Genomic DNA, 25,431 nt, shown 5'->3' on the forward strand with positions numbered 1-25,431 from the left:
ATCCGTCGGTGGGCGCGGCGCTCTAGGCTGAGCGCCGCAACTGGTCGCGCATCCCGGTGACGTCGGCGTAGTGCGTCATGAGCTCGGTGCAGATCGCGGGCCAGGTGCGGTGCAGCACCGACTTGCGCGCCGCCGCCGCGAACCGTGCCCGCTGGCTGGCATCGCGCAGCGCCGACACCGCGCTCGGCAGCAGCTCGGCGAACCGATCGACCGGCAGCAGATACCCGTTGCGGCAGTGCGCGATCAGGTCGCGCGGCCCGCCCGCGTCGGGTCCGATCACGGGCACGCCCGAGGACAGTGCCTCCTGCACGCCCTGGCAGAACGTCTCGTGCTCGCCGGGATGCACCATCACGTCCAGGCTCGCGTAGTGCGTGGCCAGCTCGCCGCCACCCAGCTCGCCGGTGAAGATCGCGTCGGGCATCAGCCTGCTCAGCCGCGCCCGTTCCGGACCGTCGCCCACCACGACGAGCTGGATCGACGGGTCACCGGCCAGGGTGGCCAGCCGCTCGACGTGCTTCTCCGGCGCGAGCCTGCCGACGAACCCGACGACCAGCTTGTCGCTCGAACTCAGCCAGCTCGCGCGCAACTCGTCGCTGCGGGCGGCCGGGTTGAACCGGTCGATGTCGACGCCGCGGCCCCAGCGATGCACGCGCGGGATGCCGTGGTCGGCCAGGTCCTGCGCGGCCGCCGAGGACGGCGCGAGGGTGCGGGTGGCGCCCTCGTGGATGCGGCGGGTCCAGGCCCACGCCGCCCGCGTGGCCAGCCCGAGCCCGTAACTCTTGGCGAATCCCGCCACGTCGGTCTGATAGACCGCGATCGAAGGCAGGTCGAGCCGGGTGGCGGCCGCCAGACCGCCGGCGCCGAGCAGGAACGGCGAGGCCAGGTGCACCACATCCGGATCGAAGGCGGCGATCGCGGCGGTGATGCCCGGCTGAGGCAGCCCCACCGGCAGCGAACTGACCTTGGGCACCATCATCGCCGGCACCCGGTGCACCGGGAATCTGCCGTGGAAACGCGGGGCCGGTGGCACACCGCGCAGGGTGTCGGGCGCCACGATCATCGCGTCGTGCCCGTGCTGATCCAGGTGATCGAGCACCCGCAGCACGGAGTTGACGACGCCGTTCATGTTCGGCAGAAAGGACTCCGCCACGATGGCTACGCGCACGATTCCAGGGTGACCGCCACACCGCGCGACACCCCCACACCGACGTGAAGCCGGGACGAACAGCAGGAGAAGTTACGCCTCGCGCTGCTTGCGCCGGATCAGCCACAGCACCGGCAGCGCCAGCGCCCACGTCACCACGATGACCGACGCCGCCGGAATGATCGCCACCTGCGCGTCGCGCCCCGCGACCCGGACCAGATCGGGGTCGCGGGTGCTGTATTCCACGTTGATCCGCTGACCCGCGGTCAGGTTGGTCGGATAGAGAATGCCGACCTTCGGGTTGTGCGTCACGCCGTCGGGCGTCACGTACATGACGGCCGAGCGCAGCCGTCCCGCCGAGAGCACCTCACCGGAGGTGACGCCGCGATGCCGCTCGATCTCGTAGTCGTTGCGCCAGGCCGCGAGCACCAGCAACACCATCAGCACGCTGATCACGGTGGCGATGCCGAGCACCGACGTGCGCGCCCGTCGCAGGCGCTTGGATCGCCGATCCGACAGGCTCACTTCCGACACCCGGCACACAGTACCGTTGCGCGCATGTCCCGAAAATTCAGCTTCACCGTGCCCTACGCCGTCCCGGTCGAAGATCTTCACCGGGCACTCGTCGACGATGCGGTCTGGCAGGAGCGCTTCGCCGGCGCCGAGACCGCGACCCTCGAACTCTCCCATCCGGACGGGCCGGGTTCGATTCGCCTCCATATGACTGAAAAGCCCGGCCAGGACAAGGTTCCCGGCCTGGTGCGCAAGGTGCTCAAGAGTGATCTGGTGCTCTCGCGCACCGACAACTGGCAGCCGCTGACCGGTGAGGTCGCCAAGGGCAGCTTCACCGGCCACACCGGCGGCATCAACACCGAGATGTCGGGCACCTATGAACTGCGCCCGACCGCCGAGGGCAGCGAGATCGAGGTCGTCGGCACCGTCACCGTGAAGGTGCCGCTGGTCGGCGGGGCGATCGAGCCGCTGGCCGAGCAACTGCATCAGCGGGTGCTCAACAGCGAGCGCAAGTTCATCGAAGGCTGGTTCGCCAAGCTGTAGGCGTCGACGGTGCCGCCGCGTCCGGGCGGCACCGTCTCACTCGCGGGGCTCGACCAGGACCAGCCAGTTGCCGGAGTTGTCGCGGATGACGGCCTCGGTGCCGTACGGGCGCTCCGACGGCGGCTGGATGAATTCGACGCCCTTCGCGGTGAGCTCCTCGTAGCTCTTCTGGCAGTCGGCGGTCCGCAGGCCGAGCGCGCCGTGGGTGCCGGACGCGAGTGAGCGCCGGACGGCGTCGGCCATGTCGTCGGTCAGCGGCGGTCCGGGCACCATCAGGGTGACCTCGAGTTCGCGATGATCGGGGTGCGCGACGGGTGACCCAGCGGAAGCCGTTGTCGCCCATGCTCACATCCGCGGTCTCCACGAAGCCGAGCTTGTCGATGTACCACCGCTTGGCGGCGTCCTGATCGGTGACGTACACGGTGACCAGGGAAACGTTCGTAATCGTTGTCATGATCCGAGGCTATGGCGTGGCCTCCTCACCCGGCTTCTCCGAAATTGCGGTGTCGGGCCGCACCCGATCCGAGAGCCCGTGCATGAAGACGTAGCAGCCGGGAATGTGCGGCGCCCCGTCGGCGAAGCGGGCCTGGTACTCGCTCGGCGAGACCCCGACGAGCTGACGGAACTTGGCGCTGAACGAGCCGAGACTCGAATAGCCGACCATCATGCACACCTCGGTCACCGTGAGATTGGAGGCGCGCAGCAGGTCCTGAGCCCGTTCGATCCGGCGCTCGGTCAGATACACCGCCGGGGTGCGGCCGTAGACGGCGGCGAAGGCGCGCAGGAAGTGGTACTTGGAAACACCTGCGGCACCGGCCAATTCATCGAGGTTGAGCGGATCGGCGTAATTCCGGTCGATCAGATCGTGGGCGGTGCGCAGATGCGGCAGCAGCGCCAGCACCGGTCGACGGGCCATCGCGCTCATGACGGCGCCCGCACCGGCCCGCGGTCGCACCCCGGGATGCCGTCGGTCACGGGTGCCCGATCACGCGGCCCGCTCATCGGCACGCCTCGTCGCGCGCCGGTATCCGATCCGCCCGTTCGCACCTCACCGGTGTGCTCGCGCGCACGGTGTCAGCTGAACGGCGCGCGGTCGTCGGCCCGCAGGGAGGCACGGCCCGCCGCGCGCCACGCACGGGCCGTGAAGTCGACGTCCTCGTCGGTGACCAGGTTTCCCATCACCCGAACCGCGGTGCGCTGCAGGTACTTCGACCGCATCACCGGCGGCCCGCCGAGCGGAACCATCTTCGGGTGGGTGGCCAGCCCCGCGATCCGGCGCGCCACCGAGAACGTGCGCCCGTACCGCGCGCGCAGCAGCTCCGGCCAGACCCGGCTCAGGTCCGGTTCGTCGAGCAGGCCCGACAGCATGTGCCCGCCCTCTAGCCCGTAGTCGATGCCCTCGCCGTTGAGCGGGTTCACGCATCCCGCGGCGTCACCGACCAGCAGCCAGTTCGGCCCGGCCACGCCGGAGACCGCGCCGCCCATCGGCAGCAGCGCCGAGGCCACCGCGCGCAGCTCGCCCTCGAGCTGCCATTCCTCGCGTCGCAGCCGGGTGTAGTGCTCGAGCAGCGGCTTGAGCGCGATATGGGAGGGCCGCGCCTCGGTCGCCAGCGAGCCGACGCCGATGTTCACCTCGCCGTTGCCGAGCGGGAAGATCCAGCCGTAACCGGGCACCAGGGCGTCCTCGGCGTTGCGCAGCTCCAGGTGCGAGGAGATCCACTGGTCGTCGCTGCGCCCGGACTTGATGTAGGCGCGCGCGGCGGTGCCGTAGGCGTAGCGGCGATGCCAGGTGCGACCGAGCTGCTTGCCGATGGGGGAGCGCACCCCGTCGGCCACCACGAGCACCCGGCAGCGGACCGTGTGCGTGTCCGCGCCGATGCGCACCGACACGCCGGTGACCCGCTCGCCGTCGCGCAGCACCTCGATGACCTTGGCGCCGTCGACCATCCGCGCACCGGATTTCACCGCGGTCTCGCGCAGCTTGTCGTCGAGTTCGGTTCGGGGGACGGCGCTTCCATAGGTGGGGAACGACCCGCCCGGCCAGGGGAGCAGCGCCTCGCGCCCGAAGCCGGCCATCCGCAGGCCGTGGTTCACCGTGTGCGCCCGCAGCCATTCGCCGAGGCCGAGATTCTCCAGCTCGGCGGTGGCGCGCGGGGTGAGCCCGTCACCACAGGTCTTGTCCCGTGGGAACACGGCGGAATCGAGCAGCAGCACATCGCGTCCGGCGCGCGCCGCCCAGGCGGCCGACGCCGAACCGGCGGGCCCGGCCCCGACGACCAGCACCTCGACGGCGCTGGGCAGGACGGCTTGTTCTGCGGGGGCGGAATCCGGTGAACCCATGGCTCAATACTGGCACCCCCGGCCGCTGTGCGAGAGTGTCGGGTACACCGGGAATAGTCACTGTGTGACCGTGTTCATCGGCCCTTGCGCCAGAACACGCTAGGTTGCTACCCGTCGGGGTCGGACGCATCGCTGGGAGAAGATAATGAGCACATCGGCTGTGAGCGACGAGAGCACCGTGGTCGCCGGGGTGGACCTCGTCGATCCCGAACTCGCCGCCACCGTGCGCGACGGCCTGGCCGCGGTCGAGCAGCTGCTCGTCGACGAACTCTCCGACGGCGAGGAATTCCTGCAGGAAGCGGCGCTGCACCTGGCCCGCGCGGGCGGCAAGCGTTTCCGCCCGCTGTTCACCGTGCTGACCGGCCAGCTCGGCCCCAATCCCACCGACCCCGCGCTGGTCACGGCGGGCACCGTGGTGGAACTGGTGCACCTGGCCACCCTGTACCACGACGATGTCATGGACGAGGCCACCCAGCGCCGCGGCGCGGAGAGCGTCAACTCGCGCTGGGGCAACAACATCGCCATCCTGGCCGGCGACTATCTGTTCGCCCACGCCTCCCGGCTCACCTCGACGCTCGGGCCCGACGCGGTTCGCATCATCGCCGAGACCTTCGCCGAGCTGGTCACCGGGCAGATGCGGGAAACCATGGGCGCCAAGCAGTCCCAGGATCCGGTGGAGCACTACCTGCGCGTCGTCTGGGAGAAGACGGGCTCGCTGATCGCGGCGGCGGGCCGCTTCGGCGGCACCTTCTCCGGCGCGGGCCCCGAGCACGTCGAGCGGCTGGCGCGCCTGGGCGACGCGGTGGGCACCGCCTTCCAGATCTCCGACGACATCATCGACATCTCGTCCTCGGCCGAGCAGTCGGGCAAGACCCCGGGCACCGACCTGCGCGAGGGCGTGCACACCCTGCCGGTCCTGTACGCCCTGCGCGAGTCCGGCGCCGACGGCGACCGCCTGCGCACCCTGCTGGCGAACCCGCTCGAGGCCGACGCCGAGGTGGAGGAGGCGCTGGAGCTGCTGCGCCGTTCCCCCGGCATGGTCAAGGCCAAGGAGAAGCTGCAGGAATACGCCGACCTGGCCGACGCCGAGCTGGCGGCCCTGCCCGCGGGCCCGGCCAACGACGCCCTCACCCGCCTGGTCAGATACACCATCGAACGGGTCGGCTGACCAGGAACTATTGCCGGGTCAGGCACGTTTTCTCAACATGCCCAATGGGATCAAGACCTTCGGATTGATGGTCGGGCTGTCGGCGTTGATCGTCGCCATCGGGGCGATGTTCCGCAGCCCGGCCATCCTCGTCATCTCGATCGTGCTGGCCGTCGGGATGAACGCGTACGCCTATTTCAACAGCGACAAGCTGGCGTTGAAGGCGATGCACGCGCAACCTGTCAGCGAGCTCGAGGCGCCGGTCATCTACCGGATCGTGCGGGAGCTCGCGACCACGGCCCGCCAGCCCATGCCGCGGCTCTACATCAGCCCGACCAACGCGCCCAACGCGTTCGCGACCGGCCGCAACCCCCGGCACGCCGCCGTCTGCTGTACCAGCGGCATCCTGCAGCTGCTCGACGAGCGGGAGCTGCGCGCGGTGCTCGGCCACGAGCTCTCGCACGTCTACAACCGCGACATCCTGATCTCCTCGGTCGCGGGCGCGATGGCCTCGATCATCACGGGCCTGGCCAACATGGCCTTCTTCGCGAGCTCGTTCGGCAGCAGGGACGGCAACGGTCCGAACGTCATCGGGGTGCTGTTGGTCTCACTGCTCGGCCCGATCGCGGCGGGCCTGATCAAGATGGCGGTCTCGCGGTCGCGGGAGTACCAGGCCGATCAGTCCGGCGCCGAACTCACCGGCGACCCGTTGGCCCTGGCCTCGGCGCTGCGCAAGATCGAGCGCGGGGTGCAGGTGGCCCCGCTGCCGCCGGACCCGAAGCTCACCAGTGAATCGCACCTGATGATCGCCAACCCGTTCCGGGCGGGCGACCGCATCGCCCGCTGGTACTCCACGCACCCGCCGATGGAGGAGCGCATCAAGCGCCTGGAAGAGATGGCTGGCGGCACTCACCTGCACTGAGCGCCGCCGGCCCACCTACCTGTAGTTCACGAACTGCAGGGCGATGCCGAAGTCCTCGCCCTTGAGCAGGCTGATCACGGCCTGCAGGTCGTCGCGCTTCTTGCTGCTGACGCGCAGCTCCTCGCCCTGGATCTGGGCCTTCACGCCCTTGGGGCCCTCGTCGCGGATCTTCTTGGAGATCTTCTTCGCCTTCTCGGCGTCGATGCCCTGCACCAGCGTGCCGGTGATCTTGAACACCTTGCCGGAGGCCTGCGGCTCGCCGGCGTCGAACGCCTTGAGCGAGATGTCGCGGCGGATCAGCTTCTCCTTGAACACGTCGAGCGCGGCCTTGACCCGCTCCTCGGCGTTGGCCGTGAGCACGATGGCTTCCTCGCCCGACCACGCGATGGCCGCGTCGGTGCCCTTGAAGTCGTAGCGGGAGTTCAGCTCCTTCTCTGCCTGGTGCAGCGCGTTGTCGACCTCCTGCCGATCGACCTTGCTCACCACGTCGAATGACGAATCAGCCACACTGCGCTCCTGTCCATGAAGGTCCGACGAACTCCGGGGCCGGAGGTCTACCGGCCACCGAGACAGTTGTACCCGCACCGGTGCCGCACCACTGCTCGCAGGGGTGCTGTGCAGGCAGTTTGCATTGCCGGGGTGGGTTCGTTGTAAGCTTCTCAGCGCACCGGAGACGGCGCACAAGGCAGATTGCCCGAGCGGCCAATGGGAGCAGACTGTAAATCTGTCGGCGAGAGCCTACGTAGGTTCGAATCCTACATCTGCCACATCGAACCCCGTCGATCATTGATCGGCGGGGTTCTTTGGTTCTCGGGGCAGCCAGCCCAGCACCGGTGGGCTCAGCGGTACGGAAAACCGCGCAAAAACCCGCTCTGAACAGGCGATTTGGTGCTCTCGTCAGAGGGTGTGTAATCTCTTTCAGGACGCCGGAGCACGGGGTCGCTCTGATCGGCCCGCCGATCAAGACCTTGTGCCACGTAGTCATGCCCCCTTAGCTCAGTCGGCAGAGCGTTTCCATGGTAAGGAAAAGGTCAACGGTTCGATTCCGTTAGGGGGCTCGCCGGATTGCCGGTGTGGTGACCGACTTTCCCGCCGGCATCCACCGTAATAGGTCCGCCGTGGCGGTGTAGCTCAGTCGGTAGAGCAAACGACTCATAATCGTTGTGTCGCCGGTTCAAGTCCGGCCATCGCTACCAATAACGACTCAGCCCAGACCGGAAAGAAGGCATATCGTGGCCGCGAAGTCCACCGATGTCCGGCCAAAGATCACCTTGGCCTGCGAAGAGTGCAAGCATCGCAACTACATCACCAAGAAGAACCGGCGCAACGACCCGGACCGCCTCGAGCTGAAGAAGTTCTGCCCGAACTGCGGAACCCACCGGGCGCACCGCGAGTCGCGCTGATTCACCAGAACATCTGCCGAAGGCCGGACGAGAGTCCGGCCTTTGTGCTTTTCCGGGGTCGATACAGTACCCCGTCGCGGCGGTGATCACACCCCGGTCGACCTCGTGATCGGCTACGTGTGAGTAAGGTCCAGAGTTGTGACAGTGAACACCGGAACCGACGAAGCGGTCACCGCCGCAGCCGCCGAACCGTTCGATCCAGCCGCGCACGCGGCGGCGATGGTCGGCCACCACTACCGTGTCGACGACTACTACGAGGTCGGCCGCGAGAAGGTGCGCGAATACGCCCGTGCCGTCCAGGACTACCACCCGGTGCACTGGGACGAAGACGTCGCGCGTGCGAACGGTCACGAGGGTCTGCTCGCCCCGCTCACCTTCATCTCCCTGGTCGGCATCCTCGCCCAGCGCAAGCTGTTCGAGGAGATCGTCACCGGCTACGACCTGAGCCAGATCATGCAGACCGATCAGATCCTGGAATTCCACCGCCCGATCCGCGTGGGTGACCAGCTGACCTGTGACGTGTACCTGCACTCGTTCCGGCAGGCCTTCGGCGGCGACATCATCGTGACGAAGAACATCGTCACCGCGCAGGACGACGAGCTGGTGCTCACCACCTACACCACCCTCATCGGCCGCAGCGGCGGTGACATCGATCCCACGATGTCGGACGCGGTGCGCAACATCCTGATGCACGGCCTCGGCGACGAAGAGCCCGCGCATCACGCCCCGCTCGACGTGCACGCCGAGATCACCCCCGATCCGGTCACCAAGATGCCGGAGCCCTATGTCAGCACCACCGCCCTGCCCTTCGACAGCGTGTCGGCCGGAGACGAACTGCCGCCGCGCACAGTCCGGCTCACCCGTGGCGATCTGGTGAACTACGCGGGCGTGTCCGGCGACGCCAACCCGATCCACTGGAGCGACGAGATCGTGAAGCTGGTCGGCCTGGACAACGTGGTCGCCCACGGGATGCTCACGATGGGCCTCGGCGGCGGTTTCGTCACCTCCTGGCTCGGTGATCCGGCCGCGGTGAAGGAATACAACGTCCGCTTCACCAGCCCCGTCTACGTCGGCTCCGACGCGCCTGCCGAGGTCGAGTTCACCGGTAAGGTGAAGTCGGTCGATCCGGAGGCCAGGACCGCGGTCGTCGCCATCACGGCGAAGTCGGCGGGCAAGAAGATCTTCGGGCGCGCCACGGCAACCGTTCAGCTGTCCTGACCTGGTCGCCTGTGCCGGATTGGCGAATACGGCACGCGGTAACGTACACTCGGGACTCTGGGGTCACCGGCTGCTGCGCGCTGATCTTCCCCGGGAGTAGATCTCCCATGGAAGCGGCGCGCATGTTGTGTGACACCAGGGCTCGATAATCGAATATCGACACTGTGGTTGGGCGTCAACGGCTCAGGCTGGTCCAACCGAAGGGGCGTAGCTCAATTGGCAGAGCAGCGGTCTCCAAAACCGCAGGTTGCAGGTTCAAGTCCTGTCGCCCCTGCCCTGAATGCCAGCGACGAGGAAGGATCGACGTGACGGACGAGCGGGATACTCGCGCCGAAGACGGCGACGACACCGCCGCTGCCACTCGGCCGAGCGGCAAGCGGACAGCTCGCCGCGCGCGCACGTCGGATGCTCCGGCGGACACCGGTTCGGTGGCCACGCTGGACCGGCCCTCCTTGCGCAAGGACAAGGCTGCCGGTAAGGCCAAGACGGGCAACCCGTTCAAGCGGCTGCTCAAGTTCCTGCGAGAGGTCATCGCGGAACTGCGTAAGGTGATCTGGCCCAACCGGAAGCAGATGGTCACCTATACGGCCGTCGTTCTGGTGTTCGTGGTCTTCATGGTCGCGTTCATCGCCGGGATCGACATAGCGTTCGTCAAGGGTGTCGACTGGTTGTTCGGCTGATCGCCGAGCATCGCCGCCGGTAGCCGATCCCGGGCGGAGTGCGCTCCGCGCCCCGACCGGGCCCAGAGATGTACGTGACGACACAGGAAGCGAGTGCCTCAGTGAGCACCCCGGAGAACGAAACAAACGCCGAGTTCCCGGTTGACGACGCTGTCGTGGCGGAGACCGCCACCGACGAGGTCGAGGCCACCACCGAGCTCGCTGACGCCGACGTGGCCGAAGAGGCCGCCGTCGAAGCCGTCGCCACCGAGGAAGACCCCGACGCCGACCCGGTCGAGTCGATGAAGGCCAAGCTGCGCCGCGTCCCCGGCGACTGGTACGTCGTGCACTCCTACGCCGGCTACGAGAACAAGGTCAAGACCAACCTCGAGACCCGCGTGCAGAACCTCGGCCTCGAGGACTACATCTTCCAGGTCGAGGTGCCGACCGAAGAGGTCACCGAGATCAAGAACGGCCAGCGCAAGCACGTCAACCGCAAGGTGCTACCCGGCTACATCCTGGTCCGCATGGAGCTGAACAACGAGTCGTGGGGCGCGGTGCGCAACACCCCCGGTGTCACCGGCTTCGTCGGCATGACCGGCGGTGGCCCCGGCGCCAAGCCGACCCCGCTGACCATCAACGAGGTCGTGAAGTTCCTGGTCCCGGCCGGTGCGCAGCAGAAGAAGGCCGCCGCGGCCGCCGCGGCGCCCGCCGGTGGCGAGTCGACCGGTGAGGTGTCGGCCAAGCCGATCATCGAGGTCGACTTCGAGGTCGGCGAGTCGGTGACCGTGATGGACGGCCCGTTCGCGACGCTGCCCGCCAGCATCAGCGAGGTCAACGCCGAGCAGCAGAAGCTCAAGGTGCTCGTCTCGATCTTCGGTCGCGAGACCCCGGTGGAGCTGAACTTCACCCAGGTCTCCAAGATCTGACCAATCCCGACCTTCGGAAACGGCATCGCTGCGGCGGTGCCGTTTTCGTTGTCACACCTGCCCCGCTGACGGTGTGCACGACGCGGTTCGGTAGAGTGTGACAGTTCGTGTGTAGACCCCCTCCAGGCGTTTTCCGTCCGGTGTGACGGTCGTGCGCGAATGCCGGGCTTGGACCCGGCGTGGGAGCGATCCCGCAACAGGCTTACGGCAACCGTAAGGAACCGAAACCCAAGGAAGAAAGATGCCCCCCAAGAAGAAGAAGCTCGCCGGGATCATCAAGCTGCAGATCCAGGCCGGCGCCGCGAACCCGGCCCCTCCGGTCGGCCCCGCGCTCGGTCAGCACGGCGTCAACATCATGGAGTTCTGCAAGGCGTACAACGCCGCGACCGAGTCGCAGCGTGGCAACGTCATCCCGGTCGAGATCTCGGTGTACGAGGACCGGACGTTCGACTTCAAGCTGAAGACCCCGCCCGCCGCCAAGCTGCTGCTCAAGGCCGCCGGTGTGCAGAAGGGCTCGGCCGAGCCGCACAAGACCAAGGTCGCCAAGGTCACCATGGACCAGGTCCGGGAGATCGCCAAGACCAAGCAGGAAGACCTGAACGCCAACGACATCGAGCAGGCCGCGAAGATCATCGCCGGCACCGCGCGCTCGATGGGCATCACCGTCGAAGGCTGATCTTCCAGCAACCCGAGTGGGAGGGCCGGCCAGGCCCGACAACCACTTCTGAACCAGATTAAGGACAGACAAACATGGCAAAGCGAAGCAAGGCGTATCTCGCCGCTGCTGAGAAGGTCGATCGCGACAAGCTGTACTCCCCGCTGGCCGCCGCGCGCCTGGCGAAGGAGACCGCCACCACCAAGACCGACGCGACCGTCGAGGTCGCCGTCCGTCTCGGCGTTGACCCCCGCAAGGCCGACCAGATGGTCCGTGGCACCGTCAACCTGCCGCACGGCACCGGTAAGACCGCCCGCGTCATCGTGTTCGCCGCCGGCGAGAAGGCCGCCGAGGCCGAAGCCGCCGGTGCCGACGCCGTGGGCGCCGAGGACCTGATCGAGCGGATCCAGGGCGGCTGGCTCGACTTCGACGCCGCGATCGCCACCCCGGATCAGATGGCCAAGGTCGGCCGCATCGCGCGTGTCCTCGGCCCGCGTGGTCTGATGCCGAACCCGAAGACGGGCACCGTCACCAACGACGTGACCAAGGCCGTCGCGGACATCAAGGGCGGCAAGATCAACTTCCGCGTCGACAAGCAGGCCAACCTGCACTTCGTCATCGGCAAGGCCTCGTTCGACGACGCCAAGCTGGTGGAGAACTACGGCGCCGCGCTGGACGAGATCCTGCGTGTGAAGCCGTCGACCGCCAAGGGTCGCTACGTCAAGAAGATCACGGTTTCGACCAACACCGGCCCGGGCATCCCGGTGGACCCGAACCGCACCCGCAACCTCCTCGACGAGGATGCGTGAGCTTCAGCTGACAGGTAGCTCCTGATCGACCACGAGGGTGGGAACGCACTGCGTTCCCACCCTCGTGGTTTTCCGGGGACTATTCGCTCGGCGGCCCCGGTTGCGCACGGGTGTGACCAGGATTCTGCTGATCTCCGGTAGCACCAGAGACGGATCGACCAATACCGCCGCCCTCCGCACGATCGCGGCTGTCGCGCCGCCGTCGGTGCGAACGGAGCTCTATGCCGGCCTGCGCGAGCTGCCCGCCTTCGTCCCCGGTGCTGATCCCGCCGAATACCCCGCGGTGAGCGCCCTGCGCGCCGAACTCGCCGCCGCCGACGCCGTCCTGATCTGCACCCCGGAATACGCGGGCACCCTGCCGGGCAGCATCAAGAACCTGCTGGATTGGACCGTGGGCACGGCAGATCTGTACGAGAAGCCGACCGCGTGGCTGACCGTCGCCGTGCCCGGCCGGGGCGGCGGCGCCGAGGCCACCCTGTCGACCGTGCTCGGCTACGTCGGCGCCCAGATCGTCGAATCGGCGTGTACGCGACTGCCGGTGCTCGGCGCCGATGTCGGCGACGACGGACTGGTCGGCTCCGCGGAGTTCCGCAGCGGTGCGCGCCAGGTGCTGGCCGCGCTGGTCGCGCACACGCCGGGGGAGTGAACCGGCGCGCCGGGCCATGTCGCCCGGCGCGCGTCAGGTCAGTCCTCGCTCTTGTCGATCTCCCGCCAGGCGAGCAGCACCGATTCGCCGCCGTGCGGTTTCCACGGCAGGAAGATCGCCACGATCACCGCGCAGACCAGGACGGCGCCGGTCGCGACCAGCGACGCGGTGTGCGCGCCCTGGAGCGTGGCCGTCTTCATGGCGACGATCAGGTTCTCGCGCTGGGTCTCGAAGAACGGGGCCAGTTCGCGTTTGCGCAGCTCCAGGACACTGAGGGGGCTGGCCTTGACCAGGCTCTTCTCGTTGTCGTTCATGATCCCGACCGGGATGGCGTCGATGCGCGCGGCGATCCGGCTGGTGTAGTACGAGGCGACGATCGAGCCGAGCACCGCGACGCCGAGGGTGCCGCCGATCTCGCGGGTGGTGTCGTTGACCGCGGACCCGGCGCCCGCCTCCTCCAGCGGGAGCGCCGACATGATCGATTCGGTGGCCGGGCCCTGCACGATGCCGAGGCCGAGCGCCATGAACACCATCGACGGCAGCACCCCGATCAGGTAGCTGCTGTCCACGGTGACCTGTCCGCCCAGGTAGAGCCCCAATCCGGTGAGGCAGAGGCCGAGCACCAGGACGGCCGTGGTGCCGACGCGCTGCGCGAGCAGGGTCGCGACCGGCGCGCCGACCGCCACCGAGAACGCGAACGGCAGTGAGGCGATGCCGAATTCGAGCGGCGTGTACTCGCGCACGCCCTGGAAGTACTGGGTGATCAGGAACAGGAACCCGAACATGGAGAAGTAGCCGATGGCGATGGCCAAGGCGGGCAACGAGAATCGCCGATTGCGGAACAGTCGCATGTCGAGAATCGGTGCGGGCGTGCGCAATTCCCAGATCACGAAGGCGGCGAGCAGGACCGCGCCCAGCGCGGCGGTGCACAGGGTGGTGAGTGAGAGCCAGCCGTTGTGCGGTGCCTCGATGATCGCCCACACCACCAGCGTGATGCCCGCGATCGAGAGCCCGATGCCGGGTAGGTCCAGCCTGCCGACCTGGTCGGCCCGCGATTCCGGCACCCAGAGCAGCGTCGCGATGAGCGCGGCGAGCGCCACCAGCACGTTGATCCAGAACACCGAGTGCCAGCTGAAGTGCTCGAGTAGCCAGCCGCCCGAGATCGGGCCGATGGCGATGGCGAAGCCTGCCATCGCGGTCCAGGCGGCGATGGCGAGCGCGCGCTCACGCCGGTCGGTGAAGATGTTGATGATCAGCGCGAGGGTGGCGGGGAAGACCGCGGCCGCGAAGACGCCCATCGCCGCGCGGGCCGCGATGACCTGCGTCATCGACTCGGCGAGCGCGCCGCCCACCGACATCACGGCGATGCCGACCAGGCCGATCGTCATGATCCGCCTGCGGCCGTAGCGGTCACCGAGATTGCCCGCGGCGAGCAGCAGTCCGGCGAAGGTGAGGGTGTAGGCGTCGACGACCCATTGCAGGCCGGAGACGCCGGTGGCGAGCTGCACGCCGATGGAGGGGAGGGCGACGTTGACGATGGTGTTGTCGAGGACCACCAGCAGTTCGGCCAGGCAGATCACGGCGAGTGCGAGGAATCGCCGCGAACGCCGGTCCAGCAACACTGGTGGAGCGACTAGCGAGGTTGTCATAGCCAGGAGTGAATCAGGTTACTGTCACCGCGCGTAACACCTTTCAGGTGCGATTGCTACCACAGTGTAGGAATGAAAGTGACTTGGATCACTGGATATTCGGGCCATTCCGGCGTGGGCGACCCGTTTTGGCAGATGAGGGTGCGTCCAGGTACAGTGGACTCCGGTCATCGACCTGTTCGATGACTACCCATTCGTTCTACCGAAGACCGTTGGTCGTCGATGCCGTTCGCGCGGTATCGATCGAAGGTCCGGCGACATTGCCGGCGGCCCACGCAGGGAGAGCTGAGGCAGAAGAAGTCTATTCTTTCGCGCCCCGGTACGCCTTGCGTCCGGGGCGTTAGTTTTGTCGCCGGCCCCTGAATTCGGTAGTGCGCGTTCACGAACCGACATCAGAGAGGAGGCGAAGTATGGCGAAGCCTGAAAAGGTCACCGCTGTCGCGGAGATCGTGGAGCAGTTCAAGAACTCGACGGCCACTGTGGTCACGGAATACCGTGGCCTGTCGGTCGGCAAGCTCACCGAGCTGCGTCGCGCCCTCGGCGCCGAGGCCACGTACTCCGTCGCCAAGAACACCCTGGTCAAGCGCGCGGCCGCGGAAGCGGGCGTCGAGGGCCTGGACGACTTGTTCGTCGGACCGACCGCCATCACCTTCATCCAGGGTGAGCCGGTCAACGCCGCGAAGGCGCTCAAGACCTTCGCCAAGGACAACAAGGCGCTCGTCATCAAGGGCGGCTACATGGACGGCGCCGCACTGTCCGTGTCCGAGGTCGAGAAGATCGCCGACCTGGAGACCCGCGAGGTCCTGCTGGCCAAGCTGGCCGGCGCGATGAAGGGCAACATGTCCAAGGCTGCCGGGCTGTTCTCGGCTCCTGCCGGTCAGGTGGCCCGTCTGGCCGCCGCGCTGCAGGAGAAGAAGCAGGCCGAAGGCGCTGCCGAGTAATACCCCCGCACGGGTGTTACCGCCCGCGCACACAGACATTCACTACCGAAAGGAACAATCATGGCCAAGCTGTCCACCGAAGAGCTGCTCGACGTTTTCTCGGAGATGACCCTCCTGGAGCTGTCCTCCTTCGTGAAGGCGTTCGAGGAGAAGTTCGAGGTCACCGCCGCTGCCCCCGTCGCCGTTGCCGCCGCGGGTGCCGCCCCGGCCGCCGCTGACGCCGCCGAGGAGCAGGACGAGTTCGACGTCATCCTCGAGGGTGCCGGCGACAAGAAGATCCAGGTCATCAAGGTGGTCCGTGAGATCGTCTCCGGCCTGGGCCTGAAGGAAGCCAAGGACCTGGTCGAGGGTGCCCCGAAGCCGATCCTGGAGAAGGTCGCCAAGGAGGCCGCCGAGGCCGCCAAGGCGAAGCTGGAAGAGGCCGGCGCCAAGGTGTCCGTCAAGTAATTCAGCGCTTCGCGTTCGACAGCCGGGCGGTCCCCTTTCGGGGGCCGCCCGTTTGTTATTTCTCCCGACATGGGAAGGTGATACACGCTGTACCGCGAGGTCCGGGTTACTCTTCAGTCATGTAGGGGTGTGCCCCGTCTCACTGATGGGTTACAGTGACCGGACCCACAGAGCCGTGACGCGCCGCCGTGATGTGAGCGTGCGGGAGCGGGGTGGGGTGCTCGCAGGGATCAATGGAGGTAGGCGTGGGCGTCGAGGTCAGGACCGAGGGTGTAACCAAGTCCTTCGGTTCTCAGCGAATTTGGCAGGACGTGTCGATCACGCTTCCCTCGGGTGAGGTGAGCGCGCTACTCGGGCCTTCCGGCACGGGTAAGTCGGTGTTCCTGAAGTCGCTCATCGGTCTGCTGCGGCCCGAGCGCGGTTCCATCTTCATCGATGGCACCGATATCACCACCTGCTCCAACAAGGAGCTCTACGAGATCCGCAAACTGTTCGGCGTCCTGTTCCAGGACGGCGCGCTGTTCGGCTCGATGAACCTGTTCGACAACATCGCGTTCCCGCTGCGGGAGCACACGAAGAAGTCGGAATCCGAGATCCGGCAGATCGTGATGGAGAAGCTCGAGCTGACCGGTCTGCTCGGCGCCGAGAACAAGCTGCCCGGCGAGATCTCCGGCGGTATGCGCAAGCGTGCCGGTCTGGCCCGCGCGCTGGTGCTCGACCCGCAGATCATCCTCGTCGACGAGCCCGACTCCGGCCTGGACCCGGTGCGTACCTCGTACCTGGCGCAGCTGCTTCTCAACATCAACGCGCAGATCGACGCCACGATCCTGATCGTGACGCACAACATCAACCTGGCCCGTACCGTGCCCGACAACATCGGCATGCTGTTCCGTCGCCAGCTGGTCATGTTCGGCCCCCGCGAGGTGCTGCTGACCAGCGAGGAGCCGGTGGTCAAGCAGTTCCTCAACGGCCGCATGATCGGCCCGATCGGCATGTCGGAGGAGAAGGACGAGGCGCAGATGGCGCGCGAGCAGGCGCTCGTCGACGCCGGCCACCACCACGGTGGCGCCGAGGAGATCGAGGGCATCATCCCGCAGATGAAGGCGGAGCCGGGCATGCCCGCCCGCCAGGCCGTGTTCCGGCGGCAGGCGCGGGTGCGCGAGATCATGCACACCCTCCCGCACGCCGCTCAGGTCGCGATCCGCGAGTCGCTCGCCGAGTCCGACGACACCCAGGTGATGGCGGCCTACGGCGCCGATCAGCCGACCGAGCAGTTCGACACGAAGACGATTCCGCACGGCCAGATCAACGGCTGAGCACCTCCGGCGAGTCACCCCGAAACCCCGGTCCACGTGACCGGGGTTTCGTCGTGCCCGGCCGAAAAACGCCCTCTGAACGGGCGTTTTGCCGGTTGGCGCCGACGGCGTGTCGCGGGTAAAATAGCCGCGGTTCCGCGCGGGGATGTGTAGCGCGCCAGGCGATCTCACTTCTCGGACAGACCCCGCCGCGCCACTTGACGAGCCGGGCGCGAACCGTCACCCTATTCACAGCAGCGTCAGCTGTTACAGGGGCACAGCGCCCAGGGCACCCGACGCGGCCAGCGTCCACGGGAGTTCGGCGCGTTTGCCGTGTGAGCGGTCGCACGGATGGTATGTTGACACCCCCTTATATATGGGTGTAAGTTTGGACGTTGCGCTGGCTGCCTCCTGTCCACACCTTGATTCGCACACGAAAGTTCCACCTTCCGGTGTTACTTCCGCTGCTGCCTGTTCGGGTTTCGTTCGGGTTGTAACCAGCGGAATTCGTAGCAGACAAGCGACGGTCGCGGACCACCACGCGACGCGCGTGAGGTGCTGGAAGGACGCATCTTGGCAGTCTCCACCCAGACCAAGGCTGGAATCCCCGGAGCCCCGTTGAGGGTTTCGTTCGCGAAGATCCGTGAGCCCTTGGAGGTGCCCGGACTTCTCGACCTACAAACGGACTCGTTCGCCTGGTTGGTCGGTACCCCCGACTGGCGTGAGAAGGCGGCCGCACGCGGCGACGTCGGTCTCGCAGGCGGCCTGGAGGAGGTGCTCGAGGAGCTCTCGCCGATCGAGGACTTCTCCGGCTCGATGTCCCTGTCGTTCTCCGACCCGCGCTTCGAAGAGGTCAAGGCCTCCATCGAGGAGTGCAAAGAGAAGGACATGACCTACGCGGCGCCCCTGTTCGTCACCGCGGAGTTCATCAACAACAACACCGGCGAGATCAAGAGCCAGACGGTCTTCATGGGTGACTTCCCGATGATGACCGACAAGGGCACCTTCATCATCAACGGCACCGAGCGTGTCGTCGTCTCGCAGCTGGTGCGTTCCCCCGGCGTCTACTTCGATCACTCGATCGACAAGGGCACCGAGAAGGACCTGCACAGCGTGCGCGTGATCCCCTCGCGCGGCGCGTGGCTGGAGTTCGACGTCGACAAGCGCGACACCGTCGGCGTCCGCATCGACCGCAAGCGCCGCCAGCCGGTCACCGTGCTGCTCAAGGCGCTGGGCTGGACCACCGAGGAGATCGTCGAGCGTTTCGGCTTCTCCGAGATCATGATGTCCACCCTGGAGAAGGACAGCACGCCCGGCCAGGACGAGGCGCTGCTCGACATCTACCGCAAGCTGCGTCCGGGCGAGCCGCCGACCAAGGAGTCCGCGCAGACCCTGCTGGAGAACCTGTTCTTCAAGGAGAAGCGCTACGACCTGGCGCGCGTCGGTCGCTACAAGATCAACAAGAAGCTCGGCATCCACGTGCACGAGCCGGTCACCAGCTCGGTGCTGACGAAGGAAGACATCGTCACCACCATCGAGTACCTGGTGCGTCTGCACGCCGGTGACAAGACGATGACCGCCCCCGGTGGCGAAGAGGTGCCCGTCGAGGTCGACGACATCGACCACTTCGGCAACCGTCGCCTGCGCACCGTCGGCGAGCTCATCCAGAACCAGATCCGCGTCGGTCTGTCCCGCATGGAGCGCGTGGTTCGTGAGCGGATGACGACTCAGGACGTCGAGGCGATCACGCCGCAGACCCTGATCAACATCCGCCCGGTCGTCGCCGCGATCAAGGAGTTCTTCGGAACCTCCCAGCTGTCGCAGTTCATGGACCAGAACAACCCGCTTTCGGGTCTGACCCACAAGCGCCGCCTGTCGGCGCTGGGCCCGGGTGGTCTGTCCCGTGAGCGCGCCGGTCTGGAAGTTCGTGACGTCCACCCGTCGCACTACGGCCGCATGTGCCCGATCGAGACCCCGGAAGGCCCGAACATCGGCCTGATCGGCTCGCTGTCGGTGTACGCGCGGGTCAACCCGTTCGGCTTCATCGAGACCCCGTACCGCCGCGTCGTCGACGGCAAGGTCACCGACGAGGTCAAGTACCTGACCGCCGACGAGGAAGACCGCTACGTCCGCGCGCAGGCCAACTCGCCGGTCGACGCCGAGGGCCGCTTCGTCGAGGAGAAGGTCCTCGTCCGCCGCGCCGGTGAAGAGGTCGAGTTCGTCCACCCGTCGCAGGTCGACTACATGGACATCTCGCCGCGCCAGATGGTGTCGGTCGCGACGGCCATGATCCCGTTCCTCGAGCACGACGACGCCAACCGTGCCCTCATGGGCGCGAACATGCAGCGTCAGGCCGTGCCGCTGATCCGTTCCGAGGCCCCCATCGTGGGCACCGGCATGGAGCTGCGCGCCGCGGTCGACGCCGGCGATGTCGTGGTGAACGAGAAGCCGGGTGTGGTCGAGGAGGTCTCGGCCGACTACGTCACCGTGATGGCCGACGACGGCAGCCGCAAGTCCTACCGGATGCGCAAGTTCAACCGCTCCAACCAGGGCACCTGCTCCAACCAGCGTCCGATCGTGGACGAGGGCCAGCGGGTGGAGCAGGGGCAGGTCCTCGCGGACGGCCCCTGCACCGAGAACGGTGAGATGGCGCTCGGCAAGAACCTTCTCGTCGCCGTCATGCCGTGGGAAGGCCACAACTACGAGGACGCGATCATCCTGTCGCAGCGCCTCGTGGAAGAGGACGTCCTCACCTCGATCCACATCGAAGAGCACGAGATCGACGCCCGCGACACCAAGCTGGGCGCCGAGGAGATCACCCGGGACATCCCGAACGTCTCCGACGAGGTGCTGGCCGACCTGGACGAGCGCGGCATCATCCGCATCGGCGCCGAGGTCCGCGACGGCGACATCCTGGTCGGCAAGGTCACCCCGAAGGGCGAGACCGAGCTGACCCCCGAGGAGCGCCTGCTCCGCGCGATCTTCGGTGAGAAGGCGCGCGAGGTGCGCGACACCTCGCTGAAGGTGCCCCACGGTGAGTCCGGCAAGGTCATCGGCATCCGCGTGTTCTCGCGCGAGGACGACGACGATCTGCCTCCCGGCGTGAACGAGCTGGTCCGCGTGTACGTGGCCCAGAAGCGCAAGATCCAGGACGGCGACAAGCTCGCCGGTCGCCACGGCAACAAGGGCGTCATCGGCAAGATCCTCCCCACCGAGGACATGCCGTTCATGCCCGACGGCACCCCGGTCGACATCATCCTGAACACCCACGGTGTTCCGCGTCGTATGAACATCGGCCAGATCCTGGAGACCCACCTGGGCTGGATCGGCAAGGCCGGCTGGAACGTCGACGTCGCCGCCGACGGCACTCGCCCCGACTGGGCGCAGTCGCTGCCGGAGGAGATGCTGGGCGCCCCGGCCGACTCCAACATCGCGACCCCCGTCTTCGACGGCGCGCGCGACGAGGAGCTGACCGGTCTGCTCGGCTCGACCCTGCCGAACCGTGACGGTGAGCGCATGGTCAACGAGAACGGCAAGGCCACGCTGTTCGACGGCCGCTCGGGTGAGCCGTTCCCGTACCCGGTCGCGGTCGGGTACATGTACATCCTGAAGCTGCACCACCTGGTCGACGACAAGATCCACGCCCGTTCGACCGGCCCGTACTCGATGATCACGCAGCAGCCGCTGGGTGGTAAGGCGCAGTTCGGTGGTCAGCGTTTCGGTGAGATGGAGTGCTGGGCCATGCAGGCCTACGGCGCGGCGTACACGCTGCAGGAACTCCTGACCATCAAGTCCGACGACGTGGTGGGCCGTGTGAAGGTCTACGAGGCGATCGTCAAGGGCGAGAACATTCCGGAGCCGGGCATTCCGGAGTCGTTCAAGGTGCTCCTCAAGGAACTCCAGTCGCTGTGCCTCAACGTGGAAGTGCTGTCCTCGGACGGCGCCGCGATCGAGATGCGCGACGGCGACGACGAGGATCTGGAGCGCGCCGCGGCGAACCTGGGCATCAACCTGTCCAGGAACGAAGCGGCCACCGTCGACGATTTGGCGAACTAGGTGGTGACGCGGGTGGCTGCTCCGGCAGCCGCCCGCGGACCCGCGATCGGTAACTAGTGAACTTTTTGCTCGAATTCGACCCGAACAGGGGAAAGGAAGTTACGTGCTAGACGTCAACTTCTTCGATGAACTCCGGATCGGCCTGGCCACCGCTGAAGACATCCGCCAGTGGAGCTATGGCGAGGTCAAGAAGCCGGAGACCATCAACTACCGCACGCTCAAGCCGGAGAAGGACGGGCTCTTCTGCGAGAAGATCTTCGGCCCCACCCGGGACTGGGAGTGCTACTGCGGCAAGTACAAGCGCGTCCGCTTCAAGGGCATCATCTGTGAGCGCTGTGGCGTCGAGGTGACTCGCGCCAAGGTGCGTCGTGAGCGGATGGGCCACATCGAGCTGGCCGCGCCGGTCACCCACATCTGGTACTTCAAGGGCGTTCCGTCGCGCCTGGGCTACCTGCTGGATCTGGCGCCGAAGGATCTCGAGAAGATCATCTACTTCGCCGCCTACGTCATCGTCGGTGTCGACGAGGAGCTGCGCCACAACGAGCTCAGCACCCTCGAGGCCGAGATGGAGGTCGAGAAGAAGGCTGTCGCCGATCAGCGTGACGCCGACCTCGAGGCCCGCGCGCAGAAGCTGGAAGCCGACCTGGCCGAGCTGGAGGCCGAGGGCGCCAAGTCCGACGTCCGCCGCAAGGTCAAGGACGGCGGCGAGCGCGAGATGCGTCAGCTGCGCGACCGCGCCCAGCGTGAGCTGGATCGTCTCGACGAGATCTGGACCACCTTCACCAAGCTGGCCGTCAAGCAGCTCATCGTCGACGAGGTGCTCTACCGCGAGCTCGTCGACCGCTACGGCGAGTACTTCACCGGCGCCATGGGTGCGGAGTCCATCCAGAAGCTGATGGAGAACTTCGACATCGACGCCGAGGCCGAGAGCCTGCGCGAGACCATTCGCTCCGGCAAGGGGCAGAAGAAGCTGCGCGCGCTCAAGCGCCTCAAGGTCGTCGCGGCCTTCCAGGCCAACGGCAACTCGCCCATGGGCATGGTGCTCGACGCCGTTCCGGTGATCCCGCCGGAGCTGCGCCCGATGGTCCAGCTCGACGGTGGCCGCTTCGCCACCTCCGACCTGAACGACCTGTACCGCCGCGTGATCAACCGCAACAACCGCCTCAAGCGACTGATCGATCTGGGCGCGCCCGAGATCATCGTCAACAACGAGAAGCGGATGCTGCAGGAGTCCGTCGACGCGCTGTTCGACAACGGCCGTCGTGGTCGCCCGGTCACCGGTCCGGGTAACCGCCCGCTGAAGTCCCTGAGCGACCTGCTCAAGGGCAAGCAGGGTCGTTTCCGTCAGAACCTGCTCGGCAAGCGTGTCGACTACTCGGGCCGTTCGGTCATCGTGGTCGGCCCGCAGCTGAAGCTGCACCAGTGCGGTCTGCCGAAGCTGATGGCGCTCGAGCTGTTCAAGCCGTTCGTCATGAAGCGTCTGGTGGATCTCAACCACGCGCAGAACATCAAGTCCGCCAAGCGGATGGTCGAGCGTCAGCGTCCCCAGGTGTGGGATGTCCTCGAAGAGGTCATCGCCGAGCACCCGGTGCTGCTGAACCGCGCGCCCACCCTGCACCGCCTCGGCATCCAGGCCTTCGAGCCGCAGCTGGTCGAAGGCAAGGCCATCCAGCTGCACCCGCTCGTGTGTGAGGCGTTCAACGCCGACTTCGACGGTGACCAGATGGCCGTGCACCTGCCGCTGTCGGCGGAGGCGCAGGCCGAGGCCCGCATCCTGATGCTGTCGTCGAACAACATCCTGTCCCCGGCGTCGGGTCGCCCGCTGGCGATGCCGCGTCTGGACATGGTGACCGGCCTGTTCTACCTGACCCGTCTCGACGAGAAGGGTGTCGGCACCTACCAGGCCGCGGGCAAGGACGAGCCGGAGCAGGGCGTGTACTCCTCGCCCGCCGAGGCCCAGATGGCCGTCGACCGCGGTGAGCTCACCGTGCGTTCGATGATCAAGGTGCGGCTCACCGAGCAGCGCCCGCCGAAGGACATCGAGGCGGAGCTGTTCCCGGACGGCTGGCACCGCGGTGACGCGTGGCTGGCCGAGACCACCCTGGGTCGCGTGCTGTTCAACGATCTGCTCCCGGCGGACTACGCGTTCATCAACGAGCCGATGCCGAAGAAGCGGCAGGCCACGATCATCAACGATCTGGCCGAGCGCTACCCGATGATCGTCGTCGCGCAGACCGTCGACAAGCTCAAGGACGCCGGCTTCTACTGGGCCACGCGTTCGGGTGTCACCGTCTCCATGTCGGACGTGCTCGTTCCGCCGGAGAAGGCCGAGATCATGGAGCGGTACGAGGCCATGGCGGATCAGATCGAGAAGAAGTACCAGCGTGGTGCTCTCGATCACCAGGAGCGCAACAACGCCCTGGTCAAGATCTGGCAGGAAGCGACCGAAGAGGTCGGTACGGCGCTGCGTTCGCACTACCCGGCCGACAACCCGATCATCACGATCGTCGACTCGGGCGCGACCGGTAACTTCACCCAGACCCGTACCCTCGCCGGTATGAAGGGCCTGGTGACGAACCCGAAGGGTGAGTTCATCCCGCGCCCGATCAAGTCCTCCTTCCGTGAGGGCCTGACCGTGCTCGAGTACTTCATCAACACCCACGGTGCTCGTAAGGGTCTGGCCGACACCGCGCTGCGTACCGCCGACTCGGGTTACCTGACCCGTCGTCTGGTGGACGTCTCGCAGGACGTCATCGTGCGCGAGCACGACTGTGGCACCGAGCGCGGCATCGTCGTGCCGATCGCGGAGAAGCAGGCCGACGGATCGCTCATCCGGGACGCGCACGTCGAGACCTCGACCTACGCGCGCACCCTGGCGACCGACGCGGTCGACGAGAAGGGCAACGTCGTCGTGGCCAAGGGCGCCGACCTCGGCGACCCGGCCCTGGAGGCGCTGCTCGAGGCCGGCATCACCGAGGTGAAGGTCCGCTCCGTGCTGACCTGCACCACCGGTACCGGCGTCTGCGCCACCTGCTACGGCCGCTCGATGGCCACCGGCAAGCTGGTCGACATCGGCGAGGCCGTCGGCATCGTCGCCGCCCAGTCCATCGGTGAGCCGGGTACCCAGCTGACCATGCGTACCTTCCACCAGGGTGGTGTCGCCGGCGACGACATCACCGGTGGTCTGCCGCGTGTCCAGGAGCTCTTCGAGGCCCGTGTCCCCAAGGGCAAGGCGCCGATCGCGGAGGTCTCGGGCCGGGTGCGCCTCGAGGACGACGACCGCTTCTACAAGATCACGATCATCCCTGATGACGGGTCGGACGAAGTCGTCTACGACAAGCTCTCGAAGCGTCAGCGTCTGCGGGTGTTCAAGCACGACGACGGCACCGAGCGCCTGCTGGCCGACGGTGACCACGTGGAGGTGGGTCAGCAGCTGCTCGAGGGCGCTGCCGATCCGCACGAGGTGCTGCGTGTGATGGGTCCCCGTCAGGTGCAGGTCCACCTGGTCCACGAGGTCCAGGAGGTCTACCGCTCGCAGGGTGTGTCGATCCACGACAAGCACATCGAGGTCATCGTGCGCCAGATGCTGCGTCGCGTGACGATCATCGATTCGGGTGCGACCGAGTTCCTGCCCGGTTCGCTCACCGAGCGTGCCGAGTTCGAGGCCTCGAACCGTCGCGTGGTGGCCGAGGGTGGCGAGCCCGCCTCCGGCCGTCCGGTGCTGATGGGTATCACCAAGGCGTCGCTGGCCACCGATTCGTGGCTGTCGGCGGCCTCCTTCCAGGAGACCACCCGAGTGCTGACGGACGCGGCGATCAACTGCCGCTCCGACAAGCTGATCGGCCTGAAGGAGAACGTGATCATCGGTAAGCTCATCCCGGCCGGTACCGGTATCAACCGCTACCGCAACATCCAGGTGCAGCCGACCGAGGAAGCCCGTGCCGCCGCGTACGCGGTGCCGTCCTACGACGACACCTACTACTCGCCGGACAGCTTCGGCTCCTCCACCGGTGCCGCGGTGCCGCTGGACGACTACGGTTTCAGCGACTACCGCTAGTCGATAGCGCGAACGCCCCGCCCCCTGTTCGAGGGGGCGGGGCGTTCGTCGTTTCTCC

At 67.0% G+C, this 25,431-nt stretch carries 21 protein-coding genes, 4 tRNA genes and 1 pseudogene; 19 read left to right on the forward strand and 7 right to left on the reverse strand.

Annotated features, from left to right (window positions below):
* Positions 1-22: 22 nt before the first annotated feature.
* The gene (locus DFR69_RS20725; RefSeq protein WP_110039233.1) at positions 23-1,165 is read right to left on the reverse strand and encodes a glycosyltransferase family 4 protein; all 1,143 of its coding nucleotides are present in this window, start codon (positions 1,163-1,165) and stop codon (positions 23-25) included.
* Positions 1,166-1,237: 72 nt separating this feature from the next.
* Positions 1,238-1,678 carry a DUF3592 domain-containing protein gene (locus DFR69_RS20730; protein ID WP_244198374.1) on the reverse strand — a complete coding sequence of 147 codons (441 nt, stop codon included), beginning with the start codon at positions 1,676-1,678 and terminating at the stop codon, positions 1,238-1,240.
* A 24-nt stretch (positions 1,679-1,702) separates the two neighbouring features.
* On the opposite strand from DFR69_RS20730, the gene DFR69_RS20735 reads away from it, so the two are divergent.
* Positions 1,703-2,200 carry a DUF2505 domain-containing protein gene (locus DFR69_RS20735; protein ID WP_110039234.1) on the forward strand — a complete coding sequence of 166 codons (498 nt, stop codon included), beginning with the start codon at positions 1,703-1,705 and terminating at the stop codon, positions 2,198-2,200.
* Positions 2,201-2,236: 36 nt separating this feature from the next.
* Here the strand turns inward: DFR69_RS20735 and DFR69_RS20740 are convergent.
* From DFR69_RS20740 to DFR69_RS20750, 3 genes and pseudogenes are all read right to left on the reverse strand, one after another.
* Positions 2,237-2,654 (reverse strand): annotated as a pseudogene (locus DFR69_RS20740) (VOC family protein).
* A 9-nt stretch (positions 2,655-2,663) separates the two neighbouring features.
* The gene (locus DFR69_RS20745; protein WP_110039358.1) at positions 2,664-3,116 is read right to left on the reverse strand and encodes a helix-turn-helix transcriptional regulator; all 453 of its coding nucleotides are present in this window, start codon (positions 3,114-3,116) and stop codon (positions 2,664-2,666) included.
* Positions 3,117-3,274: 158 nt separating this feature from the next.
* A complete protein-coding gene (locus tag DFR69_RS20750; protein WP_110039235.1) occupies positions 3,275-4,540 on the reverse strand; it encodes a geranylgeranyl reductase family protein in 1,266 nt (421 codons plus the stop codon).
* Between the two features lie 145 nt (positions 4,541-4,685).
* Here DFR69_RS20750 and DFR69_RS20755 point away from each other — a divergent pair, with 145 nt between their 5' ends.
* Positions 4,686-5,708, forward strand: a complete 1,023-nt coding sequence (locus DFR69_RS20755) for a polyprenyl synthetase family protein (RefSeq protein WP_110039236.1) — start codon at positions 4,686-4,688, stop codon at positions 5,706-5,708.
* A gap of 37 nt (positions 5,709-5,745) precedes the next feature.
* Complete coding sequence (gene htpX / locus DFR69_RS20760) at positions 5,746-6,609, forward strand: zinc metalloprotease HtpX (RefSeq protein ID WP_110039359.1); 864 nt, start codon at positions 5,746-5,748, stop codon at positions 6,607-6,609.
* A gap of 15 nt (positions 6,610-6,624) precedes the next feature.
* On the opposite strand, the gene DFR69_RS20765 is transcribed toward htpX, so the two are convergent.
* Complete coding sequence (locus DFR69_RS20765; RefSeq protein WP_110039237.1) at positions 6,625-7,116, reverse strand: YajQ family cyclic di-GMP-binding protein; 492 nt, start codon at positions 7,114-7,116, stop codon at positions 6,625-6,627.
* A 177-nt stretch (positions 7,117-7,293) separates the two neighbouring features.
* On the opposite strand from DFR69_RS20765, the gene DFR69_RS20770 reads away from it, so the two are divergent.
* The 11 genes from DFR69_RS20770 (at position 7,294) to DFR69_RS20820 (ending at position 12,928) form a co-directional block, all read left to right on the forward strand.
* Positions 7,294-7,376 (forward strand) — tRNA-Tyr (locus DFR69_RS20770).
* A gap of 218 nt (positions 7,377-7,594) precedes the next feature.
* A tRNA-Thr gene (locus tag DFR69_RS20775) sits at positions 7,595-7,667 on the forward strand.
* Between the two features lie 62 nt (positions 7,668-7,729).
* A tRNA-Met gene (locus tag DFR69_RS20780) sits at positions 7,730-7,805 on the forward strand.
* 36 nt (positions 7,806-7,841) lie between these two features.
* Positions 7,842-8,012, forward strand: coding sequence for a 50S ribosomal protein L33 (gene rpmG, locus DFR69_RS20785; RefSeq protein ID WP_019049401.1), 171 nt, complete (start codon positions 7,842-7,844; stop codon positions 8,010-8,012).
* A gap of 144 nt (positions 8,013-8,156) precedes the next feature.
* Entirely contained in the window at positions 8,157-9,230 is a 1,074-nt protein-coding gene (locus DFR69_RS20790) for a fused (3R)-hydroxyacyl-ACP dehydratase subunits HadA/HadB (RefSeq protein ID WP_110039238.1), read from the forward strand.
* Between the two features lie 201 nt (positions 9,231-9,431).
* Positions 9,432-9,504, forward strand: a tRNA-Trp gene (locus tag DFR69_RS20795).
* Positions 9,505-9,535: 31 nt separating this feature from the next.
* A complete protein-coding gene (secE, locus tag DFR69_RS20800; protein ID WP_110039239.1) occupies positions 9,536-9,910 on the forward strand; it encodes a preprotein translocase subunit SecE in 375 nt (124 codons plus the stop codon).
* A gap of 101 nt (positions 9,911-10,011) precedes the next feature.
* Positions 10,012-10,818 (forward strand): transcription termination/antitermination protein NusG, encoded by an 807-nt coding sequence (gene nusG / locus DFR69_RS20805; protein WP_110039240.1) that lies wholly within the window; start codon positions 10,012-10,014, stop codon positions 10,816-10,818.
* A 241-nt stretch (positions 10,819-11,059) separates the two neighbouring features.
* Positions 11,060-11,494, forward strand: a complete 435-nt coding sequence (gene rplK / locus DFR69_RS20810) for a 50S ribosomal protein L11 (protein ID WP_110039241.1) — start codon at positions 11,060-11,062, stop codon at positions 11,492-11,494.
* A 74-nt stretch (positions 11,495-11,568) separates the two neighbouring features.
* Positions 11,569-12,282, forward strand: coding sequence for a 50S ribosomal protein L1 (gene rplA / locus DFR69_RS20815; protein WP_110039242.1), 714 nt, complete (start codon positions 11,569-11,571; stop codon positions 12,280-12,282).
* A gap of 112 nt (positions 12,283-12,394) precedes the next feature.
* Positions 12,395-12,928, forward strand: a complete 534-nt coding sequence (locus tag DFR69_RS20820; protein ID WP_208644023.1) for an NADPH-dependent FMN reductase — start codon at positions 12,395-12,397, stop codon at positions 12,926-12,928.
* A 38-nt stretch (positions 12,929-12,966) separates the two neighbouring features.
* On the opposite strand, the gene DFR69_RS20825 is transcribed toward DFR69_RS20820, so the two are convergent.
* On the reverse strand, positions 12,967-14,577 hold the full coding sequence (locus DFR69_RS20825) for an MFS transporter (RefSeq protein WP_110039244.1): 1,611 nt from the start codon (positions 14,575-14,577) through the stop codon (positions 12,967-12,969).
* Positions 14,578-14,987: 410 nt separating this feature from the next.
* On the opposite strand from DFR69_RS20825, the gene rplJ reads away from it, so the two are divergent.
* The 5 genes from rplJ (at position 14,988) to DFR69_RS20850 (ending at position 25,373) form a co-directional block, all read left to right on the forward strand.
* A complete protein-coding gene (gene rplJ, locus DFR69_RS20830; protein ID WP_110039245.1) occupies positions 14,988-15,518 on the forward strand; it encodes a 50S ribosomal protein L10 in 531 nt (176 codons plus the stop codon).
* 60 nt (positions 15,519-15,578) lie between these two features.
* Positions 15,579-15,965 (forward strand): 50S ribosomal protein L7/L12, encoded by a 387-nt coding sequence (gene rplL, locus DFR69_RS20835; RefSeq protein WP_110039246.1) that lies wholly within the window; start codon positions 15,579-15,581, stop codon positions 15,963-15,965.
* 245 nt (positions 15,966-16,210) lie between these two features.
* A complete protein-coding gene (locus DFR69_RS20840) occupies positions 16,211-17,281 on the forward strand; it encodes an ABC transporter ATP-binding protein (RefSeq protein ID WP_233000903.1) in 1,071 nt (356 codons plus the stop codon).
* 534 nt (positions 17,282-17,815) lie between these two features.
* Positions 17,816-21,316: a DNA-directed RNA polymerase subunit beta gene (gene rpoB / locus DFR69_RS20845; protein WP_110039248.1), complete on the forward strand. Its 3,501-nt coding sequence runs from the start codon at positions 17,816-17,818 to the stop codon at positions 21,314-21,316.
* 103 nt (positions 21,317-21,419) lie between these two features.
* Positions 21,420-25,373: a DNA-directed RNA polymerase subunit beta' gene (locus DFR69_RS20850; protein WP_110039249.1), complete on the forward strand. Its 3,954-nt coding sequence runs from the start codon at positions 21,420-21,422 to the stop codon at positions 25,371-25,373.
* Positions 25,374-25,431: the final 58 nt, after the last annotated feature.

It is taken from the genome of Nocardia neocaledoniensis (assembly GCF_003182135.1).
In the GTDB taxonomy this organism is placed as follows: domain Bacteria; phylum Actinomycetota; class Actinomycetes; order Mycobacteriales; family Mycobacteriaceae; genus Nocardia; species Nocardia neocaledoniensis.

Excerpts from the sequence above, each read along its gene's own strand:
- htpX (WP_110039359.1), top strand. The coding sequence starts at position 5,746 with ATGCCCAATGGGATCAAGACCTTCGGATTGATGGTCGGGCTGTCGGCG.
- DFR69_RS20745 (WP_110039358.1), bottom strand. The coding sequence starts at position 3,116 with ATGGCCCGTCGACCGGTGCTGGCGCTGCTGCCGCATCTGCGCACCGCC.
- DFR69_RS20755 (WP_110039236.1), top strand. The coding sequence starts at position 4,686 with ATGAGCACATCGGCTGTGAGCGACGAGAGCACCGTGGTCGCCGGGGTG.
- rplJ (WP_110039245.1), top strand. The coding sequence starts at position 14,988 with ATGGCGAAGCCTGAAAAGGTCACCGCTGTCGCGGAGATCGTGGAGCAG.
- rplK (WP_110039241.1), top strand. The coding sequence starts at position 11,060 with ATGCCCCCCAAGAAGAAGAAGCTCGCCGGGATCATCAAGCTGCAGATC.
- rplL (WP_110039246.1), top strand. The coding sequence starts at position 15,579 with ATGGCCAAGCTGTCCACCGAAGAGCTGCTCGACGTTTTCTCGGAGATG.
- DFR69_RS20750 (WP_110039235.1), bottom strand. The coding sequence starts at position 4,540 with ATGGGTTCACCGGATTCCGCCCCCGCAGAACAAGCCGTCCTGCCCAGC.
- DFR69_RS20825 (WP_110039244.1), bottom strand. The coding sequence starts at position 14,577 with ATGACAACCTCGCTAGTCGCTCCACCAGTGTTGCTGGACCGGCGTTCG.
- DFR69_RS20735 (WP_110039234.1), top strand. The coding sequence starts at position 1,703 with ATGTCCCGAAAATTCAGCTTCACCGTGCCCTACGCCGTCCCGGTCGAA.
- rplA (WP_110039242.1), top strand. The coding sequence starts at position 11,569 with ATGGCAAAGCGAAGCAAGGCGTATCTCGCCGCTGCTGAGAAGGTCGAT.